13 protein-coding genes are annotated in these 19,828 nt (G+C 67.1%); 6 read left to right on the top strand and 7 right to left on the bottom strand.

What is annotated here, in order from left to right:
* The 3 genes from VHB27_RS18325 to VHB27_RS18335 form a co-directional block, all read right to left on the bottom strand.
* Positions 1–722: transporter substrate-binding domain-containing protein (locus tag VHB27_RS18325; RefSeq protein ID WP_325603175.1), on the bottom strand; the 722-nt coding region annotated here is incomplete at its 3' end.
* Positions 723–804: 82 nt separating this feature from the next.
* A complete protein-coding gene (locus VHB27_RS18330; RefSeq protein ID WP_325603177.1) occupies positions 805–1,473 on the bottom strand; it encodes a DsbA family oxidoreductase in 669 nt (222 codons plus the stop codon).
* A 291-nt stretch (positions 1,474–1,764) separates the two neighbouring features.
* Positions 1,765–3,207: a hypothetical protein gene (locus tag VHB27_RS18335; RefSeq protein ID WP_325603179.1), complete on the bottom strand. Its 1,443-nt coding sequence runs from the start codon at positions 3,205–3,207 to the stop codon at positions 1,765–1,767.
* A gap of 479 nt (positions 3,208–3,686) precedes the next feature.
* Here VHB27_RS18335 and VHB27_RS18340 point away from each other — a divergent pair, with 479 nt between their 5' ends.
* Positions 3,687–4,532: a TauD/TfdA dioxygenase family protein gene (locus VHB27_RS18340; protein WP_325603181.1), complete on the top strand. Its 846-nt coding sequence runs from the start codon at positions 3,687–3,689 to the stop codon at positions 4,530–4,532.
* Positions 4,533–4,648: 116 nt separating this feature from the next.
* Here the strand turns inward: VHB27_RS18340 and VHB27_RS18345 are convergent, their stop codons facing one another.
* Complete coding sequence (locus VHB27_RS18345) at positions 4,649–6,406, bottom strand: ABC transporter ATP-binding protein (RefSeq protein ID WP_325603183.1); 1,758 nt, start codon at positions 6,404–6,406, stop codon at positions 4,649–4,651.
* A gap of 132 nt (positions 6,407–6,538) precedes the next feature.
* Here VHB27_RS18345 and VHB27_RS18350 point away from each other — a divergent pair, with 132 nt between their 5' ends.
* Both VHB27_RS18350 and VHB27_RS18355 read left to right on the top strand, forming a co-directional pair.
* Complete coding sequence (locus VHB27_RS18350; RefSeq protein WP_325603184.1) at positions 6,539–7,813, top strand: O-antigen ligase family protein; 1,275 nt, start codon at positions 6,539–6,541, stop codon at positions 7,811–7,813.
* A gap of 140 nt (positions 7,814–7,953) precedes the next feature.
* The gene (locus VHB27_RS18355; RefSeq protein ID WP_325603186.1) at positions 7,954–9,255 is read left to right on the top strand and encodes an MFS transporter; all 1,302 of its coding nucleotides are present in this window, start codon (positions 7,954–7,956) and stop codon (positions 9,253–9,255) included.
* Positions 9,256–9,438: 183 nt separating this feature from the next.
* On the opposite strand, the gene secA is transcribed toward VHB27_RS18355, so the two are convergent.
* Positions 9,439–12,159 carry a preprotein translocase subunit SecA gene (gene secA / locus VHB27_RS18360; RefSeq protein ID WP_325603188.1) on the bottom strand — a complete coding sequence of 907 codons (2,721 nt, stop codon included), beginning with the start codon at positions 12,157–12,159 and terminating at the stop codon, positions 9,439–9,441.
* Between the two features lie 202 nt (positions 12,160–12,361).
* Entirely contained in the window at positions 12,362–13,357 is a 996-nt protein-coding gene (locus tag VHB27_RS18365) for an aldo/keto reductase (protein WP_325603191.1), read from the bottom strand.
* 1,183 nt (positions 13,358–14,540) lie between these two features.
* Here VHB27_RS18365 and VHB27_RS18370 point away from each other — a divergent pair.
* Positions 14,541–16,592, top strand: coding sequence for a BTAD domain-containing putative transcriptional regulator (locus VHB27_RS18370; RefSeq protein ID WP_325603193.1), 2,052 nt, complete (start codon positions 14,541–14,543; stop codon positions 16,590–16,592).
* Positions 16,593–16,670: 78 nt separating this feature from the next.
* On the opposite strand, the gene VHB27_RS18375 is transcribed toward VHB27_RS18370, so the two are convergent.
* Positions 16,671–18,053 (bottom strand): PLP-dependent aminotransferase family protein, encoded by a 1,383-nt coding sequence (locus VHB27_RS18375; RefSeq protein ID WP_325603195.1) that lies wholly within the window; start codon positions 18,051–18,053, stop codon positions 16,671–16,673.
* 361 nt (positions 18,054–18,414) lie between these two features.
* Here VHB27_RS18375 and VHB27_RS18380 point away from each other — a divergent pair, with 361 nt between their 5' ends.
* Together VHB27_RS18380 and VHB27_RS18385 are read left to right on the top strand one after the other, a co-directional pair.
* On the top strand, positions 18,415–18,897 hold the full coding sequence (locus tag VHB27_RS18380) for an MSMEG_0572/Sll0783 family nitrogen starvation response protein (RefSeq protein WP_325603197.1): 483 nt from the start codon (positions 18,415–18,417) through the stop codon (positions 18,895–18,897).
* 24 nt (positions 18,898–18,921) lie between these two features.
* On the top strand, positions 18,922–19,828 hold a 907-nt coding region (locus tag VHB27_RS18385; RefSeq protein ID WP_325603199.1), incomplete at its 3' end, for a Nit6803 family nitrilase.

A 19,828-nucleotide genomic window follows, 5' to 3' on the forward strand; every position in this document is an offset into this window, starting at 1 on the left:
CCCGGAGGCGCGACCGACAGCCCCTTCACCTTGTGCTGTTCGATGAACTTCGCCACCAGGCCCGAGGCCTTCGCCTCCTCGACGAAGTCATGCAGCCACGCGGCCGCCACCGTGTTTGCCTTCGCCGTGCCGACCGCCTGCTGCACGGCGGTGAACTGGCCGTCCAGGATCACGGCCCCCGGCGCCTTGGTGACGTCCGTCAGCAGGCGCGGCCGCAAGCCGGCCAGCGCGTCCATTTTCTCGGTCAAGAAACGATCGAACGCCGAATCCAGGCTGTCGGTCCGCACCAGCGTGGCGTGCTTGATGTTCCGTTCCAGCCAAAGATCATACGCCGACCGCGCCGTCACCGCGATCTTCACCCCCGGCTTGTCCACATCGGCGATCGTCTTCAGCGGCGAGCCGGCGGGCACCAGATAGGTTGCCTCGATCTCGGCATAGGCGGCGGTGAAGGCGATCTTCTCGGCGCGCGCGGGTTCGGCGCCGATCAGCCCGATGTCCCACACGTCCTTCCCTGCCTGGTCCGCCAGTTCACCCGGCTTCGGGAACGGCACGTATTTGACCGGCACGCCCAGCTTCGCGGCGATCGCCGCGGCCATCGAGGGAGACACGCCCTGCGGGTCCCCGGACGGCGTGCGGCCCGTCACCAGCAGGAAATTGGACATGTTGATACCCGCGCGGAGCACGCCGTGCGGAGCAAGCTGGGCGACGATTTCTGGCGACATTCTGGCGTTTCCGATGTTGCTGACTGGCCCGATCGTAGGCAGGGGGCGCCGGTTCGTCCAGAAGCACGCCCCGAAGCGGGTCCTAGAACCGCGCGAGGTCCACCGCGGCGATGTCGAGCAGGCGCTCGATCACCTCGGGCTCCTGCGCGCCGGCGATGGCGTGCGCGCCGTCGATGACGAAGCAGGGCACGCCGTTGATCCCCAGCCGATGCGCCCGCAGATTCTCGGTATGCACGGCCTCGGTTTCCCGGTCGGAAGCCAGGAAACGCCGGACCTCCTGCGCCTCCATCCCGCAGGCCGCGGCGACCTCCGTCAGCACCCCGTGATCGCCGATATCGTGCCCGTCGCTGAAATGCGCGGCGAACAGCGCCTCCACCACGTCGGTCGCGCAGCCGTAACCGGCGGCGAAACGCACCAGCCGATGGGCATCGACCGAGGACGGCGTGCGGCGGATCCGATCGAACCGGAACGCCAGCCCCTCGGCGCGCCCGACCTCCGAGATCGTGGCGTAGAGCCGCCGCGCGCGGTCTTCCCCGCCGAATTTGCGGACGACATAGTCGGGGCGGGACATGCCGGATCGCGGCATGTCGGGGTTCAGCAGGAACGGGCGCCAGACGAGGTCGAAGCCGATATCCGGCCGCCGGCGCAGCGTGCGCATCAGCCGGCGGACCCCCAGGTAGCACCACGGGCAGACCAGGTCGTGCACGACCTCGATCAGCAGCCGGGACTTGGGAGGCGCCAGAACGTTCACGCCGACAGCTTGCCTTTTTGCCGCGCGATTGTCACCTCGATTTCACACGGGGCCGGCATTCGGGGTACAACCGGGTCCGGCCGGAGCCGGACCGACGATGTCGGCTGCCGCGATGGTGCAGGTGCCTCAAGGCCGGCGACGCATGCCCGAGGCGACCTGACCGCGGGGCCGGTGCAAAGCAAGGATGCTGTCGCCGGCTATCCACGACCTGGCCGTGGAGGTCGGTCCGACCGGGACGTGGTGCCGCGTCTATACAATCATCCCTATACCAGCGGACGAAGCTCCCCTTCGTCAACGGATCGCGCGGGACAACGTACCCAACGTCGTTTCGATCGTTTGACGGATCGATAGTTTTACGAACGGGTTCTGGTCCAGCTCCTTGATCGTATCGTCCTGGTCGATATGACGCATATAGCCCGCGATCAGGTCATGGGCGTTGTCGACCAGCTTCGCGCGGTTCGCCGGATCGCTCGCGTTGTTCAAATCATTCAGCGTATGCGCCAGGTTATCGTCAAGCGTGTCCAGCACGCTGTCGACCCGCTGCCGGAACACGGCGGTGAGGTCGTTTTCCATATGATGACCCTTGAACGCGCTGGCGAATGCGGTGTGCAGCTTGTCGAGGTCTGTCTCGATCTTCTGCCGCGTGGCGATCCAGGCGACGCGAGCATTGGCAATGGTCTTTTGGGATGCAGGCTCGCCACGGGACGCGGCGCCGCCATTGGCAGCCGCCGCGCCGGACGATGGCGCGGCCCCCTGCTTGCCGACAAGTTCCGTCAGCGATGCGATGCTTTCGCGCGCGGTCCGGACGTCGCCGGCCTTCAGCGCCTGCGCGGCCTTCAGCGCGACCGGCTTCAGGAACCGTTCCTGCACCGGGTTGGCGGTGATCGCGAGACGCATCTGCTGCGCCAACTGGTTCAGCGTGTTCGTCAGCGCGGTGATTTCGGCCGCGACACGAGGGTCGGCAGGCGCGGTCGGCTGTGATGCACCACCTGCCGCCGCAGGCTGCGCCGCTCCCGCCGCGGGCTGGGCCGCCCCCGCCGCCGCAGGCTGCGCCGCGCCACCGGCGGGCTGAGTTCCCCCCGCCGCGGATTGGGTCGCACCGGCCGCTGCCGGCTGAGCGGCGCCGCCTGCCGCTGGTTGGGCCGCACCGGCCGCTGCCGGCTGAGCACCCCCCTCTGCCGCGGGCTGGGCCGCGCTCGGGCCGGCAGGCTGCGACGCCTGGCCGTCCGCAGGTCCGCCGGCCGGCTGACCACCTTGGGCCTCGCCTTCCTCACCGCCGACCTCATCCTCCGGCTCATCCTCCAGCGAGAGGTCGACCATGATCTGCAGGTGGCTGTAGCCGATCTGTTTCAGATGCTCCAACAGCTTCGGCCGCATGTTGGGCGACGTGTCGCGATTGACTACGAAGGTGACATGGCCCGATCCGCCGATCTGGATCCGGCCAAATCGCATCGCCCCCGCATCGAGGCGCATGCTGGCCTTGCCTGCCTTGTCCTTCAGTTCCTTCAGCAGCTTTTTCGGCCGGATGCGGCGATCCATCAGGATCACGCCTTCATGGTCCGTGTCCTGCGCGAACGCCACCGTCGCGTTGCCGCCCTGCCGCGCGATTGCCAGCACGGCACGCATGTCGGCGACCGGCATGATGGCGTCTTGTCCGCCTTTCTTCTTGTCTTTACCGTCGGATTTCGCGTCCGCTTTCTTGTCGGACTTCGAAGCTGGCTTCGCGATGGCCATTGGTCCGCCCTCGGAATTATTTATATAACCAAGTGAAATCACGCTGACCGGGCCGCCGTCAAGTGTTGTTTTGCACCATCCGCCGCCCCGACACGAATCATACCGTTCCGGAAGCGGGCGTTTGCATGCAACCCATGTCCCGACCGTCAGACCGGCAACGAATTCGGCCGCACAAGCCTTCACGAACCCGTTACGAGATCGACCATTCCTCGGATAGAGGCGCAAAAACCGGCATCGGAATGGAAACGTTCGCCCGCGCCGCCTTTGTGATGTTTATCAATAATACTGGACGAGATCGACCTCGGCCCTTCGCGCCATGGCCAAGCTACTCCCGGCCATCCAAGCGTCGGCAGCGGATCATGACGGAGCACCCCATCCTGCTTTGCGGATTATTCGTTACTTCAACGTATCGTATATAGCCCCCTTCCGCTTGACCCGTCCGCCAGCAGCGGCCAACGTCCGGCAAGGAGGAAAAGCCGATGCGAAACAGCCAAATAGAAGTCATGCCGATCGCCGGCGCGCTCGGGGCCGAGATCGGTGGCGTCGATGTCGCGCAGGACCTCGACGACAGCGTGATCCGCCAGATCCGCCAGGCATTGCTGGATCACGGCGTGATCTTCTTCCGCGACCAGACGCTCGACGTTGACCGGCACAAGGCCTTCACCCGCCGCTTCGGGGAGATCTTCATCCACCCCAACTACAACGGCGTCAGCGCCGATCCCGAGATCGTCGATATCCGCCGCGAACCCGGCGACAAGAAGATCGTGGGCGAGGATTGGCACACCGACACCACCATGGTGGCGGAGCCGCCGATGGGCGCCATCCTCTATGCCATCGACGTGCCGCCCTATGGCGGGGATACGCTGTTCGCCAACCAGTATCTCGCCTATGAGACCCTGTCGCCCGGCCTGAAGCGCACGCTCGAAGGACTGAAGGCGGTGCATACCGACCGGATGGTCGCCGGCCCCCAGGCCGGGATGAACGCGCACCGGTCAACCAAGGTGCGGGAGGACGCCGACTGGCGCGAAACGATCAGCGTCCACCCCGTGGTGCGCACCCATCCGGAAACCGGCCGCAAGCTGCTGTTCGTCAACCGTTCCTACACGGTCGGTTTCGAGGGCTGGACCGAGGCGGAAAGCAAGCCGCTGCTGGACTACCTGATGGAACACGGGAACCGGCCGGAGTTCACCTGCCGCTTCCGCTGGTCGAACGGGTCGATCGCGTTCTGGGACAACCGCTGCACCAAGCATCTGGCGGTCCACGACGCGGGCCCGTTCCGTCGGATCATGCGGCGGACGCAAATCTGCGGGGACGCGGTCCACTGACCGTCGGAACAGGCCTCGAGCGCGATGACCGAAGGCGGAATCGCCGCAGGTCTGAATCGCGCGTTCAAACAGGAACCTGAAGCATGGTGACTGAGCGATAGCGAAGTCATCATGCGTCAAGCCGCCACCGCGAAGGCCTGCGTCCGCACCAGCCGCGCGTATAGCCCGTCCTGCGCCATGAGGTCGGCATGCGTGCCGATCTCCACCGCGCGCCCGGCCTGCAGCGCCACCACGACATCGGCGTCCCGCACCGTCGACAGCCGGTGCGCGATCATGATCGTCGTCCGCCCTGCCCGCAGCCGGGCCAGCGCGGCCTGCACCGCGGCCTCGGACTCGGCGTCCAGCGCGCTGGTCGCCTCGTCCAGCAGCAGCACCCTGGGATCGCGCAGCAAGGCACGCGCCAGGGCGACGCGCTGGCGCTGGCCGCCGGAGAGCCGCTGGCCGCCGGGACCGACGCGGGTCTGGTAGCCCTCGGGCAGTTCGCGGATGAACCCGGCGGCATAGGCCGCCTCGGCCGCCGCCTCGATCGCCGCCTGGTCGGCGCCGGGGTGGCCCATGCCGATATTCGCCGCCACCGTGTCATCGAACAGCAGCGCGTCCTGCCCGACATAGGCGATCGCGTCGCGCAGGCTCGCCAGCGTGACGCTGCGCAGGTCCGCGCCGTCGATCGTCACCGCCCCGGTCGTGACGTCGTGCAGGCGCGGGATCAGCGCCAGGGCCGTCGACTTGCCGCCCCCTGATGGACCTACCAGCGCCACGGTCTGACCCGGCCGAGCCTCGAAGCTCAGGCTTTCGAGGCCGACGCGGCCATCGGGGTAGACGAAGCCGACCTGGTCGAACACCACATGCCCGTGGCCGGCCGGCAGCGGCGTCGCGCCGGGCCGCTCCACCACCTTGGGCTGCTCGTCGATCACCGCGAACACGCGCGACAGGCCGGCCAGCCCCTCCTGCAGCGCCGCGTTGAGCGACCCCAGCGCACGCAGCGGACGCGCCGCCAGCAGCAGCGCCCCCACGAAGGCGCCGAAATCGCCCAGCGTGTGGGTGGAAACGCTGGCCCGCCACGCCTCGAAGGCGATGACCCCCGCCACCGCGACCCCGCCCAGCACCTCCAGCACCGGATCCACCCTTGCCCGGCTGCGCGTGATGGTCAGCAGGGTGCGGTACAGCTTGTCGAAGGCGCGGTCGGCGCGGCCGGTCTCGACGTCCTCCAGCCGATAGGCGCGGACGACGCGGGCCTGGGCGAAGCTTTCGTTCAGGATCGCGGCGGTCTCGCCCATCGTCTCCTGCATGCCGCCAGACGCCTTGCGCACCCGCTTGCCGATCTTCTGGATCGGCACGGCGGCCACCGGATACAGCACCGCCGCGATCACCGAGAGCAGCCAGTCCATATAGATCATGGAGGCGACCAGTCCGACCACCGTCACCACGTCCGCGACCCCGTTGACCACACGCCCCAGCGCGGTGCCGATCGCGGTGGCGTCGCTGGTGAAGCGGGTGGCAAGCTGGGCCGGCGCCTCCCGCTCCACCCGCGCCAGGTCGGTGCGGGTCAGGTGGCGGAACATCCGTTCCTGCATCCCGCGGATCACCAGCAGGACCAGTTGCTGCGACTGGGTCGCCTGGAAATACCAGGTCAGCGCCTTCAGCAGCGTGACCAGGATGATCAGGACCGGAATCTGGTAGGCAAGCTGGTAGTCCTGCTTGGAGTACAGGTTCCCGGCGTATTGCAGCACCAGCGGGTACAGCGCCGTCGCGCCGGCCATGGCGCCGCTGAGCGCCAGCACCAGGATGACGCGGCCTTTGTGGCGGGACACCTGCTCCCGCCAGAGACGGCGCAGCAGCGGCCAGGTGGCCTGGGGATCGAAAACGGGAGCCATGGCGGCAGTCATGCGGAGATGGGCACGCGCTGGCAAGCACGATCTGTTGAGGCAAGCGGTCGCAGCGAGCAACCCCGGGCAGCCGCCCTCGACCCTTGTCAGGCAGGTGGGCCGCTGGCATGACCCCCGCCCATGATCGCCGCGACCGGGACTCGTTTCATTCCCAGACTGGAGCAGACCGCGCTGGTTTGCGTCCTGCTAGTGCCGCTGCTGCTGATGCACGCGCATGGGATCGCCGAGGTCGCCATCGCGATCGCGGATGTCTGCTTCCTGCTCCGTTCCGCGCTGCTGCGGGACTGGGACTGGCTGAAGGCCCGCTGGCTCTGGTTCTCGGCGGCCTGGTGGATCTGGCTCGTCGTCTGTTCCCTCCCGATCCCCGCGCTCCACCTGGGCGAAGGGGGTTTGCGCTCCCTGGTCCAAGCGGTGACGACGGTGCGGTTCCTGGTGTTCGTGGCGGCGATGGAGTTCCTCGTCCTGCGCTCCCGGCCGGCCCGGCGCTGGATGTATGGGCTGATCGCCGCGTCGGTGGCCTGGATCGCGCTGAACAGCGTGGTACAATACGCCATCGGCTGGAACCTGATCGGCTGGCCGCCCGGCCCCGAGGGGGTGCTGACCGGCCCGTTCGGCAAGCCTCGCGCAGGTCCGCCGATGGCCTTGATCATCCCGCCCGCGGTCGTGCCGCCGGTTGCCGCCCTGCTGAGCCGCAAGGGCCTGCGCCCCGCCGTCGGCGCCTATGCGCTGCTGGCGGCGAGCCTCGTGCTGATGGTGATGATCGGCCAGCGCATGCCGCTGGTGCTGACGGTCTTCGCTTTCGTCATCGTCGCCTGCCTGATGCGGCGGCTGCGGCCGGTGGTGCTGACCGCCGCGGTCGTCGGGGGCCTGATGCTGGCCGCCTCGCCGGTCCTGGCGCCCAATGCCTATTACCGGCTGGTGGACAAGTTCTCCAACCAGCTCGAGCACTTCGCCGTGTCGCCGTACGGGCAGCTCTACGCCAGGGCCTGGGAGGTCGGTATCCGGAACCCGGTGACCGGCATGGGGTTCGACGGCTTCGAGACCGGCTGCCAGCGTCCCCAATATTTCCGCCCGACCTTCGACGGCAGCCAGCCGGACGGGGGCGGCGCGAAGATCTGCTGGCACCACCCGCACAACCACTACCTTCAGGCACTGGATGACGGCGGGTTCATCGGCCTGCTGCTGTTCAGCGCCATGGGCATCGCCTGGCTGGTGCCGCTGGCCCGCGGGCTGGGCCGCGATTCAGACCCGCTGCGGGCCGGGCTCTTCGCAGTGGTCTGCGCGCAGGTATGGCCGATCCAGTCCACCTCGGCCTTCACCAGCATGCCGATGGGCGGATGGCTGTTCCTGCTGCTCGGCTGGGGATTGGCCGAGGCGCGGCACCGAAGCCGGTAAAGCCCAGACCAGGGGCCGCGGGGCGAACCCTGACAGACCCGCGTATAGGCAATTGAGGGCACGCGGGGCATGATGCCCTTCCTCCGGCCTCCCCAAAGGCCAAAGGAGGCTTTGATAGCGAACCGGGAAGGAAACACGGGATGAGTTATCGCCGCGGGTGGGTCGCGCTGCTTATATTTTCCGTCGTCGTCATCAACTACATGGACCGCGTCGCGCTTTCGGTCGCGGCCAAGCCGATCGCGGCTGAATTCGGGCTTTCGCCCGTGGCAATGGGCTATTTGTTTTCGTCGTTCCTGTGGACCTATGTCATCTGTCTGATCCCGATTGGTCTGATCGTGGACAGGATCGGCTCCAAGACGATCATGGGGGCCGGGCTGGCGCTTTGGTCGCTGGCAACCGCCCTGACCGGCCTGACGTGGAACCTGGGCAGCATCCTGGGCTGTCGCCTGTGCATGGGGGCCGGGGAAGCCACCAGCTACCCAGCAGGCGCTCGCGTGATCCGAGATTGGATACCAGAGGGCGAGCGCGGCCAGATCACGACCCTGTTCAACAGCGGCGCGGTCGCAGGCCCGGCAGTCGGCGCCGTGTTCGTTGCGTGGCTGGTCAGCCAGTTCGGTTGGCGTCCCGCCTTCATTTGCCTGGGAATACTTGGCCTCATCTGGCTGGCAGCATGGGTGGTCTGGTTCGGTCCGCCGGAGCGCGTTTCATGGCTTCCGGCCGGGGAACGGGCGAAGATCCTGGCGGAACGTCACGGCCGCGACATCGAGGATATCGATGCGGATACGGCACAGTCCTCCTTGTTCCACATCCTCTCCATTCCCACGATCTGGGGGTTGGTGCTGAGCCAGGCGACGATCGTCTATCTGGGTTATCTGTTCCTGACCTGGATGCCGACCTACCTGCAGAAGACCCTGCATTTGTCGGTGTTCGATACGGGGCTGTTCACGTCAATCCCTTATCTCGGCACCCTGGTGCTGGGATTGTTGATTGCGCGGATCAGCGACAAGTTGCTGACGCCGGCGGCGGTCCGATCAGGGGGACGCCGGTATTACGTCGTGTCGATGATGGCTTTCGGACTGCTTGTGCTGACCGCATCGATGATCACGAACACGGCCTTGCTGCTGGTGGTCATAACGGTGGTCGTGACGGCGTCGAACACGGCCAGCGCCTTCAACCTGACGATGGTGAACGATTTGACCGAGAATCCCCGCGACGCACCTCGGGTAATGAGCTGCGTGGTCTTCGGCGGCAACGCGTGCGGTCTGATCGCGCCGATCGTGACCGGCTATGTCGTCCAGGTGACCGGTGGTTTCGATTGGGCCTTTCGTATCGCTTCCGCGCTGCTGGTCGTGGGGATGGTCTTGTCTCTGACGCTCAGCCGCGGGCGCATTCCCGCGCAGCATGTTTCGCCGCGGCCAGCAATGCGAGAGGCGACGACATAGGGAAGTGCGGGCCTGCCGTCACCGGCATTCCAGGCGGCGGCAGGCTACGTCAATCCAACGGCGTTGCGAGCCGCTGCCTCATCTGGACGGCGGGAGATCGCCAGGCTGCCGGCGACGGGCGGGGCGGCCCCGACTGAACCGGTTGCGTCGCACGCGGATCCGTGACGGTTCGGGCAGCGGCGATCAGCCGATCTTGCCGTGGCAATGCTTGAACTTCTTCCCCGACCCGCAGGGACACGGGGCGTTGCGCGGCGTCGAGGCCCATGTCGTCTCGTCACGCGGATCGATCACCGGCGTGCGCAAAGGCTGAGCCGTCACGTTCATCGGCGGCGCCTCCAGCACGTCGACGTCGGCCAGGGCGGACACCGGTTCGGCATGGCTCTCGATCATCCGCACCGGCGCCGGCGTCTCCAGCGGCCGTTCGGGCGCCAACTCGACGCGCGACAGCAATGAGGTCAGCCGCTCCTTCAACTCATCCAGCAGCGTGTTGAACAGGATGAAGGCCTCGGTCTTGTATTCGTTCAGCGGGTCGCGCTGGCCATAGGCGCGCAGGCCGATGCCCTGGCGCAGGTGATCGAGCGCGTAGAGATGCTCCTTCCACACCGCATCGAGGGTCTGGATCAGCAGGCTTTTCTCGATGAACCGCATCAGTTCGGGGCCCATGTTGGCGGCCTTGGCCGCCATCATCTCGTCGACCGCCTTCTGGATCCGCTCGCGCAGGCCGGTCTCGTCGATGCCCTCTTCCTTGCCCCAGTCCTCGATCGGCAGCGCCAGGTTGAAGACGCGGCCGGCGTCGTCCGCCAGCTCCTTCAGCTCCCATTGCTCCGAGAACGCCTTCTCCGGCACGCGGCGGGCGACCATCGCCTCCAGCACGTCGGCACGCATGTCGGCAACGGTCTCCGAAACGTCCGTCTCCTTCATGTATTCCTTGCGCTGCGCATAGACTTCCTTGCGCTGGGCATTCATCACGTCGTCGTATTTCAGGACGTTCTTGCGGGTGTCGAAGTTGCGCGCCTCGACCTTCTTCTGGGCCTTTTCCAGGGCGCGGTTGATCCAGGGGTGGACGATGGCCTCGCCTTCCTTCAGGCCCAGGCGCTGCAGCATCCCGCCCATCCGGTCGGAGCCGAAGATGCGCATCAGGTCGTCTTCCAGCGACAGGAAGAAGCGGGACCGGCCGGGGTCGCCCTGGCGGCCCGAACGGCCGCGCAACTGGTTGTCGATGCGACGGCTTTCGTGGCGTTCGGTGCCGATCACGAACAGGCCGCCCGCGTCCTTCACCTTCTGGTGCGCCGCGGCCATCTCGGCGTTGATCTGCGCCTCGCGCTTCGCGCGTTCGGCGTCGTCGTGGATGTTCGCCAGCTCCTTGCGCAGGCGCATCTCCAGGTTGCCGCCCAGCTTGATGTCGGTGCCGCGGCCGGCCATGTTGGTTGCGATCGTAACGGCCCCCGGCGCGCCGGCCTGGGCGACGATCTCGGCTTCCTGCTCGTGGAAGCGGGCGTTCAGCACGGCGTGAGGGATCTTCTTTTTCTTCAGCAGGTTGCTGATGGTCTCGCTCTTCTCGATCGAGGTCGTGCCGACCAGCACCGGCTGGCCCTCCTTGCGCGCCTCCTCGATCAGCGCCGCGACCGCCTCGTATTTCTCGGCCGCGGTGCGGTAGACTTCGTCATCCTCGTCCTTGCGCTGGACCGGGACGTTGGTCGGGATCTCCAGAACGTCCAGCTTGTAGATCTCGGCGAACTCGTCGGCTTCCGTCATCGCCGTGCCGGTCATGCCGGCCAGTTTCGGATACAGGCGAAAATAGTTCTGAAAGGTAATGGAGGCCAGGGTCTGGTTTTCCGCCTGGACGGTCACGTGCTCCTTGGCTTCCAGCGCCTGGTGCAGTCCTTCCGAAAAGCGGCGTCCCTGCATCATGCGGCCGGTGAACTCGTCGATCAGGATCACCTGGTCGTCACGCACGATATAATCGACGTCGCGCGCATACAGCGTGTGGGCGCGCAGCGACTGCTGCACATGGTGGACGACCGAGACGTTGAAGATGTCGTACAGGTTGCCCTCGGTCAGCAACCCGGCCTGCTTCAGCATCTCCTCCACCTGCTCGCTGCCGGATTCGGTCAGGAACACGGTGCGGAACTTCTCGTCCTTTTCATAGGTGGAGCTGTCCTTGACCAGCTCCTTGATGACGACGTCGACGCTCTTGTACAGCTCCGAGCTGTCCTCGGCGGGGCCTGAGATGATCAGCGGCGTGCGGGCTTCGTCGATCAGGATGCTGTCGACCTCGTCGACGATGGCGAAATAGAAGTCGCGCTGGACCATGTCCTCCAGCCGGAACTTCATGTTGTCGCGCAGGTAGTCGAAGCCGAATTCGTTGTTCGTGCCATAGGTGATGTCGGCGGCGTACTGGGCGCGCTTGGTCTCCTCGTCCTGGCCGTGGACGATGACGCCGACGGACAGGCCCAGGAACTGATAGACCTGCCCCATCCATTCGCCGTCGCGCCGGGCGAGGTAGTCGTTGACGGTGACGACGTGCACGCCCTTGCCGGTCAGCGCGTTCAGGTAGACCGGCAGCGTGGCGACCAGGGTCTTGCCCTCGCCGGTCTTCATCTCGGCGATCTTGCCGTCGTGCAGTACCATCCCGCCGACGAGCTGCACGTCGAAATGGCGCTGGCCCAGGACCCGCCGAGCGGCCTCCCGCACCGCGGCGAAGGCTTCGGGAAGGAGGTCGTCGAGGGTCTCGCCGCGGGCATAGCGGTTGCGGAACTCGGTGGTCAGGTTCGCCAGCGCGTCGTCCGGCAGGCGCCGCATATCCTCTTCCAACGCATTGATGGCGGCGATGCGCCGCCGGTACCCCTTCAGGGCGCGTTCGTTGGATGAGCCAAGAATGGCGCGAGCGATGGAGCCTAACATCAAAACCTTCCAAAGACCCGCGGATGCAGGCTGGGGTAGGAGCAAGACAGGGAGTCCCGGTCAGATAGGACCCGTACGCCCCATGGTCAACGACAACCCTGTCATCAACGGTTTTGGCGCAACCTCCGCGGCCGGGCACGGACGGCCGGTACAAGGCCGGCCGTGACAGGCGGGGGCAGGCCGGGCAGGCCGGAAACCCCCGCTAGATGAACACCCCCGCCATGCCGCCGGCGGGATACCGCGTCCCGGCCGCTGCCCCCGCCGGGACGGCCGCGGAGATCCGGGCCACGTCGGCGGCCGCCAATTTCACCGCCAGCGCACCGACGTTCTCGTCCAGCCGCGCGGGATAGCGCGTGCCGGGGATCGCCACCACGTCCGGTCCCTGCGCCAGCAACCAGGCCAGGGTGACCTGGGACGGGGTGCAGCCCTTCTCGGCGGCGATTTCCTCGATCTTGGCGACCAGCGCACGGTTGCGGTCGAAATTCTGCTCCTGGAACCGCGGATGCGCCGACCGCCGCCCGTCGACATCGGCGAAGGTCTTGATCGCACCGGTCAGGAACCCGCGCCCCAGCGGCGAATAGGCGACGAAGCCGATGCCAAGCTCCGTGGTCAGCTTGCGGGTCGCCTCGGCTTCCTCGCGGTACAGCAGCGAATACTCGGTCTGCACGGCCGCGATCGGATGCACCGCGTGGGCGCGGCGGATCCGATCCGGCGCCGCCTCCGACAAGCCCAGGAAGCGCACCTTGCCCTGCTTCACGAGCTGCGCCATGGCGCCGACCGTCTCCTCCACCGGCACGTCGGGATCGACCCGGTGCTGGTAATAGAGGTCGATCACGTCGATGCCGAGCCGCTTGAGGCTGGCGTCGCAGGCTTGCAGGACGTAGTCGGGATGGCCGTTGACGCCGTTGGACTGGCCCGGCCGCTGGGTCTGGCCGAACTTGGTCGCCACCACCACCTGGTCGCGCCGCCCTTTCAGCGCGCGCCCCAGCAGTTGCTCGTTATGGCCCCAGCCATACATGTCCGAGGAATCGAAGTGGTCGACGCCCTGGTCGATCGCATGGCGGATCAGGTCCTCGGACGCCGCGTCGTCGGCCGCGCCATAGACGCCCGAAAGCGACATGCAGCCCAGCCCGATCGCGGAAACGGCCAGGCCGCCCTTGCCCAAGGCGCGGTGTTCAAGCTTCTGTCGTGACGCCATGTTTTCCCTCCGTCCGCTTTCGCCGCCGAGTATGCGGCGCGGACGCGGCGGGCGCCAGGAGAGGCTGTGCCGCGAGGGGTGGGGCCGAACGGGATGGCGGAAGAAGGGGCTGCACCAGACACGTCTCGGAGGACCGGTTGCGCCGGCTGCCTATGGCCGGCGCATGGGTCATCGGACGTTCGACGGAGGTGAACTCCCCGATCCAGGGCCGCCGGCTCGCCGTAAGATGCCACGCTCGGGCTTCCGGCGCGGCAAGCCGGTCGGGCATGGCCCCCTGAGGGATGGCCCCCTGAGGGATGGCCCCTTGGGGGATGACCCCCTGGGAGATGGCCCCCCCTGGGGATGGCTCCCTGGGGGATGGCCCCTTGGGCGAAGCGGCCGTGCGCCGTCAGACTCGGCATGCCGCCCCGCAGCGTCAGGCGGACGAAGCCCTCGGTGGGATGGAAGACCCCGCCCACGGGGACATCGGCGGGCTGGTTGCGCAAAAGCAAATATTCGCTGGTTTCTTCTTCCACGCCGGCGACCCGGCTCAACAGGATCCCCAGGTTTGTGCAGCGGGGCTGCAAACCGGGCGGCGCCTCGTCGCCCTGGACCGGCACGAAGGTGCGCGAAAGGGTGACAAACTCGGGGCTGGAGCCCCAGATGGAAACAATGAACCACTCCGTCTCGCCGGGCTCGGGCGCCTCGGGAGAATCATAGGCGGCGAATGCCAGCCTCGCCGCCATCGCGGCGATGAACCCGGTTTGCGTCACCGATCATCCCTATGTTGTCGGTCCCGCGCTCCAAACTATGCGGGAATTTCTGTATACGCCGTGATCCCACCGTGATTCCTCAAGCGTCTCGCTGCAACTTCGTCGTTTACGATACTGCTCGGCCACTACTTTGCCGTTATATCTAACAAAGTAATGTGGCCCGCTGCGCACATAATCCGCCAACAAGGCGGCGCAAGCGATTGTCAATCGGACGTCTTAAATTGGGATTGTTGAGTAGAGCGTATGACGAATGACGACGGGTCCTGGTGCGCCGCGCCCGATGGGACACCGGCAGCGGACCGACCCCGCATGCACCGCGACGGCAAAACCGGATATTGTACCCGGCACGTCATGACGCGATGATATCGGCGACGGGACCAACCGCTTTTCCGCCAGACTCACGAGGCCTTCTGATCTCTCTGCTGGGATCGGTGCGCATCAGCGTGGGCGGGCGGGAGATTGTCTTCGCGAAACGCAAGTCGCGGGCGCTGGTTGCCTATCTGGCGGTGACGGCCGGGCACCAGGACACGCGCGAACGCCTCGCCGGCCTGCTCTGGAGCGAGGTCAGCGAGGCCCGCGCCCGCACCTCCCTGCGCCAGGAGCTGCACCAGGTCGACGAGACCCTGCGCGCCGCCGGCAGCCGGGGGCTGCTGCGCGATCGCCTGCGCGTCATCCTGCTGGACCCGATGGAAGCGGTGGACGCCAACGCCATCCTCGCCGAGGCCCGCGAAGGCATCATCCACCAGGTACTGGTGGACGAGCCGCTGATCTCCGATTCGTTCCTGCGGGGCATCGACGATGTCGATCCGGCCTTCGCGATCTGGGCCAGGGCGCGACGGCAGAGCTTCCACGATCAATTGCTGGCCAGCCTGGAGACGATCCTGCGTACCACCGGCCAGGACAGGGCCAGGCGGCGCCGCGCCGCGCAGGCGATCCTGAACCTCGATCCCACGCATGAAGAAGCCTGCCGCGTCTTCATGCGCCTCAGCGCCGAGGCAGGCGATCCGCTGGCGGCGCAGCGTGCCTACAACACGCTCTATACCCTGCTGGAGAAGGACTACGACGCCGATCCGGCGCCGGAGACGATCGCCCTGATCGCCGCGATCAAGCAGGGGCTGATCCTGTCGGTCCCCGACACCGTCGACGGCGGGCCGGAGCCGGAGGAACCACTGCCGGCCGCCCCCGCGGAGCCTTCCGCCGCCGAGGGGGCCGGCGAAGGCCGGACGCCGCCGCGGACCCGAATGGCGCTGCTGGTCGAGCCCTTCGGGATGAACGGCATCACGCCGGACAGCCAGCACCTGGTCGACGGGTTCCGCCATGAGCTGCTCGCCTGCCTGGTCCGGTTCCGCGAATGGTCGGTGGTCACCGGACCGCCCGATGATCCCCTTCGGGATTTCCCTCGGGATCCCCCTCGGGACGGATCACGGGTCGCGCCCGCCGAAGCGTATGACGTCGCCGCCACGGCGTATCGCGCCGGCGACGTCATCAGCATGGTGCTGACGCTGCGCGAACGGGAAACAGGCCTGCATCTCTGGGGCAACCGCTATACCTTGACGCTGGACAACTGGTTCGACGCGCAACAGGATATCGTCCGCCGCATCGCCGTCGCGCTGAATGTCGAGGTCTCGGCCGCCCGGCTGCGCCGGATCGCCGACCAGCCGGACATCTCACTGGCGGCCTATGACCTGTGGCTGCGCGGCCAGGCCGTGCTGCTGCGCTTCGACAAGCAGCACTGGGAAAGCGGCCAGCGCATGTTCCTGGCGGCGATCGAGCAGGCGCCCGATTTCGCGCGCGGCTATAGCGGCCTGGCGCAGATCACCTACCTGGCACACATGATCCATCCCGGCCGCACGATGACCGAGGCGCAGTTGCGGCAGGCGCTGTCACTCGCCTCCCAGGCCGTCGCACTGGATCCGCTGGACCCCACCTCGCAGCTCACGTTGGGCTGGTGCCTGACACTGAGCGGCCGGTTCCAGACCGCCTCGGTCCACCTGGAACTCGCGCGGGAGCTCAACCCCAACGACACCTGGGTAGTGATCTCCGCGGCGCTGTGCCACGCCTTCGCGGGCAAGCTGACGCTGGCAGCGGACATCGCGGACCAGGTGCGGCGGGTGACGATCGCGTCGACGCGGCAGCAATGGGCCTACCAGGCGATGATCGCCTTCATGGCGGGCGAGACCGCGCGGGCGGTGGAAGAGGCGGAGCGGGCGCAGGAGGTGATGATTCCCATCGTCGCCTGGCATGCGGCGGCCCTGGCGCTTGCCGGCCAGGTCGAGGCGGCGCGGACAGTCGCCGCGCGTTGCATCGAGCTGGCGCGCGCCCATTGGGTCGGTGTGGACAATCCCACCCCGCGTTCCATCGGCCACTGGCTCATGACCATGTTCCGATTCGCTCGGCCGTCCGACCGCGCGCGGCTGCGCCGGGGGTTGAGCGAGGCGGGGATCGGCGGCGAGGCCGATCGCCCGCTGCCCGGCGGACCATAGGATCGCCGCGAGCCGGCGGGGTCTCGAAACAGGGCGCGCAGCCGAGGGGTCACAGAGAAGGCGTCACAGGCAGGGGCGTCACAGGAAGTGGGAGGCCGTCGACGGGGATTCCGCCAGGCTGTGCGCCATGAACTCCAGCGCCTCGCGCAGTTGGTCCCAGCCGGCTGGACCGCCCAGGCATACGCGCACCGCCTCCGGTGGCGGGCCGGTCACGGTGAAGGCGTCGCTCGCCGTCACGCCGATCCCGCGGTCGCGCATGTGCCCGACAAACGCCGACCGGGTCCAGGGTGCCGGCAAGTTCAGCCAGAGATGGAAGCCGAACGGGTCGGCGCGGAAGGTCGCGCCGCGCAGCGCCTCGCGGGCCAGGGCCTGGCGTTCGACCGACGCCCGCCGGACCGCGGCCAGCAGCGCGTCGCCGGTGCCGTCGGTGATCCAGCGCGTGGCCAGCGCGGCGGTGATCGGTGACGCCATCACCGTGGCGGCACGCAAGGCGGCCGCGAAACTCCACCCCGAACGGTTGTCGGGGGCGATCACATAGGCGATGCGCAGGCCGGCGCCGAGACACTTCGCCAGGCCGGCGACATGCCAGGTCAGTTCGGGGGCCAAGGCGGCGAAGGCGGCCGGGGCCTCGGGCGGCAACAGGCCGTAGGGGTCGTCCTCGATGATCGGCATGGCGAATCGGCGCGCGACTTCCGTCAGGGCAAGGCGACGGCGTTCCGGAATGGTGTGGGTGGTCGGGTTCAGAAGCGTAGGGTTGAGGTAGAGCGCCTTGGGGGTGTGCCGGGCACAGGCCTCGGCGAACGCGTCCGGGACGATGCCGTCGTCGTCCATCGGCAGGCCCAGCAGCGTCAGGCCAAGCTGCCCGGCGATGGAGCGGGTGCCGGGATAGGTGACGTCCTCGGACAGGATCGTATCGCCAGGCTTCGCCAGCAGGCCCAGGATGCCGTTCAGCGCCGGGTGGGCACCGGGGGTGATGAACACGCGGTCCTGCTGCGGCACCAGGCCGCGGCGGCTGAGCCAGGCGGAGGCCGCAGCCTTATCGGCCGCGACGCCGCCGAAGCCCTGGTAGCGTAGCAGCGAGACCAGGTCGCGGCTGACGGCATCCCAACCATCCTGCATCCGGTCCAGCAGGTCCTGGTCGTCCGGTTCGGGCGGCAGGTTCATCGACAGGTCGACGATCTCGGGATGGCGCGCCATGGCGGCGTGGCGCCTGCGGACCGACCCGCTGACGAAGGTGCCCTGGCCGACGCGCGATTCGATCAGGCCGCGGCGCTTCGCCTCCACATAGCCGCGCGCGACGGTGGTGAAGTCCATGCCCAGGGCGCTGGCCAGCACGCGCTGGGGCGGCAGGCGTTCGGACGGGGCAAGCCGCCCGGCCTCGATATCGGCGGCGATGGCATCGGCGATGGCGAGGTAGCGCGGCGCGCCCCGTTGGGAGAGGTCGGGGGTCCAGTCGGTCATGGCGTCTCACGGGTTCGGGCACGGATTGACTGTATATTGTTGCATGGATTCGTCCAGTCATTTTGGCGCCTGGCGGTGACATAGCTGGATTCCGCATGAATTCTGACGGAATTTTCAGCAGAATGGGGAAGATCACAATTTCAGGCGCGACATTCGGTGCTGATTTCGTTAATTATGGCGATATTGTAGGCTTCTGCCTATCGATCGTGATTGCTTGTTAGGCACTGATCCGATCATTTGACTGTATATTGATGCAATATTGAATGCATATTGCCGGCAGAATTTATACAGTCAATTTGGCACGCCGCTTGCTCCTGCCCGTCCGCGAACACCGCATCGCCAACACGCCAGGAGAACGCATATGCCCAAGATCGACCTCCCCGCTCATAAGACGGGCGATTTCTTCGTCGACTACGAGGAAAAGGTCTTCCCCGACGTCAAGGCCGAACCCGGCGAGAAGGCTCTCGTCACCTTCCACACCGTCGCCTTCGAAGGCTCCATCGGCCTCGTGAACATCCTCCAGGCCATCCGCCTACAGCGGAAAGGCTTCGAGACCTCCATCCTGCTGTACGGTCCCGGCGTCACCCTGGGCATCCAGCGCGGCTTCCCCAAGCTGGGCGACGAGCCGTTCCCCGGCGCGCAGAACTTCGCCAACCAGCTCAAGCGCTTCATGGACGAAGGCGGCAAGGTCTATGCCTGCCGGTTCGCGCTGCAGATGCTGTACGGCCACGGCGAACCCTCGCTGATCGAGGGCATCACGCCGATCAGCCCGCTGGACGTGCTGGACCTGACGCTGATCCACAAGAAGGCCAACGCCGTCATCGTCGATACCTGGACGCTCTGATCCGGCCGCGCGGAGGATCATCTGATGTCCAACGACAAAATCCGGGTGGCCGCCGCGCAGCTTTCGCCGGACCTGGAAACCGCGGGCGGCACCGTCGCCAAGGTGCTGAACGCGATCGCCGACGCCGCGGGCCAGGGCGCGAAGCTGGTGGTTTTTCCTGAAACCTTCGTGCCCTGGTACCCGTACTTCTCCTTCGTCTACCCGCCGGTCGCCACCGGCAAGGAGCATATCCGCCTGTATGAGAACGCGGTCGTCGTTCCCGGCCCGGTCACCGATGCCCTGGGCGCCGCCTGCCGCCGCCACGGCATCGCCGCCCTGGTCGGGGTGAACGAGCGCGACCACGGCTCGCTGTACAACACGCAGCTTCTGTTCGACGCCGACGGCACGCTGAAGCTGAGGCGCCGCAAGATCACGCCGACCTTCCACGAGCGCATGATCTGGGGCCAGGGCGACGGCTCCGGCCTGACGGTCGTCGATACGGCCGTCGGACGCATCGGCGCCCTGGCGTGCTGGGAGCACTACAACCCTCTCGCCCGCTACGCCCTGATGGCGCAGCACGAGGAGATCCACATCGCCCAGTTCCCCGGCTCCCTGGTCGGGCCGGTCTTCGCCGAACAGATCGAGGTGACGATCCGCCACCACGCGCTGGAAAGCGGTTGCTTCGTCATCAACGCCACCGGCTGGCTGACCGATGCGCAGAAGCGATCCATCGCCGACGAGACGATGCACAAGGCGCTGTCGGGCGGCTGCTTCACCGCCATCATCTCGCCCGAAGGCAGCCATGTCGTGCCGCCGCTGACCCAGGGCGAGGGCCTGCTGCTCGCCGACCTCGACATGGGCCTGATCACCAAGCGCAAGCGGATGATGGACTCGGTCGGCCACTACGCCCGTCCCGAACTGCTGCGCCTGCTGCTGGACAACCGCCCTGCCC

This window comes from Rhodopila sp. (assembly GCF_035548235.1).
Classification (GTDB): Bacteria; Pseudomonadota; Alphaproteobacteria; order Acetobacterales; family Acetobacteraceae; genus Rhodopila.

Coding starts and splice junctions, on each gene's coding strand:
- VHB27_RS18335 (WP_325603179.1), bottom strand. CDS start 3,207: ATGGCCATCGCGAAGCCAGCTTCGAAGTCCGACAAGAAAGCGGACGCG.
- VHB27_RS18340 (WP_325603181.1), top strand. CDS start 3,687: ATGCGAAACAGCCAAATAGAAGTCATGCCGATCGCCGGCGCGCTCGGG.
- VHB27_RS18345 (WP_325603183.1), bottom strand. CDS start 6,406: ATGGCTCCCGTTTTCGATCCCCAGGCCACCTGGCCGCTGCTGCGCCGT.
- VHB27_RS18350 (WP_325603184.1), top strand. CDS start 6,539: ATGATCGCCGCGACCGGGACTCGTTTCATTCCCAGACTGGAGCAGACC.
- VHB27_RS18355 (WP_325603186.1), top strand. CDS start 7,954: ATGAGTTATCGCCGCGGGTGGGTCGCGCTGCTTATATTTTCCGTCGTC.
- secA (WP_325603188.1), bottom strand. CDS start 12,159: ATGTTAGGCTCCATCGCTCGCGCCATTCTTGGCTCATCCAACGAACGC.
- VHB27_RS18365 (WP_325603191.1), bottom strand. CDS start 13,357: ATGGCGTCACGACAGAAGCTTGAACACCGCGCCTTGGGCAAGGGCGGC.
- VHB27_RS18375 (WP_325603195.1), bottom strand. CDS start 18,053: ATGACCGACTGGACCCCCGACCTCTCCCAACGGGGCGCGCCGCGCTAC.
- VHB27_RS18380 (WP_325603197.1), top strand. CDS start 18,415: ATGCCCAAGATCGACCTCCCCGCTCATAAGACGGGCGATTTCTTCGTC.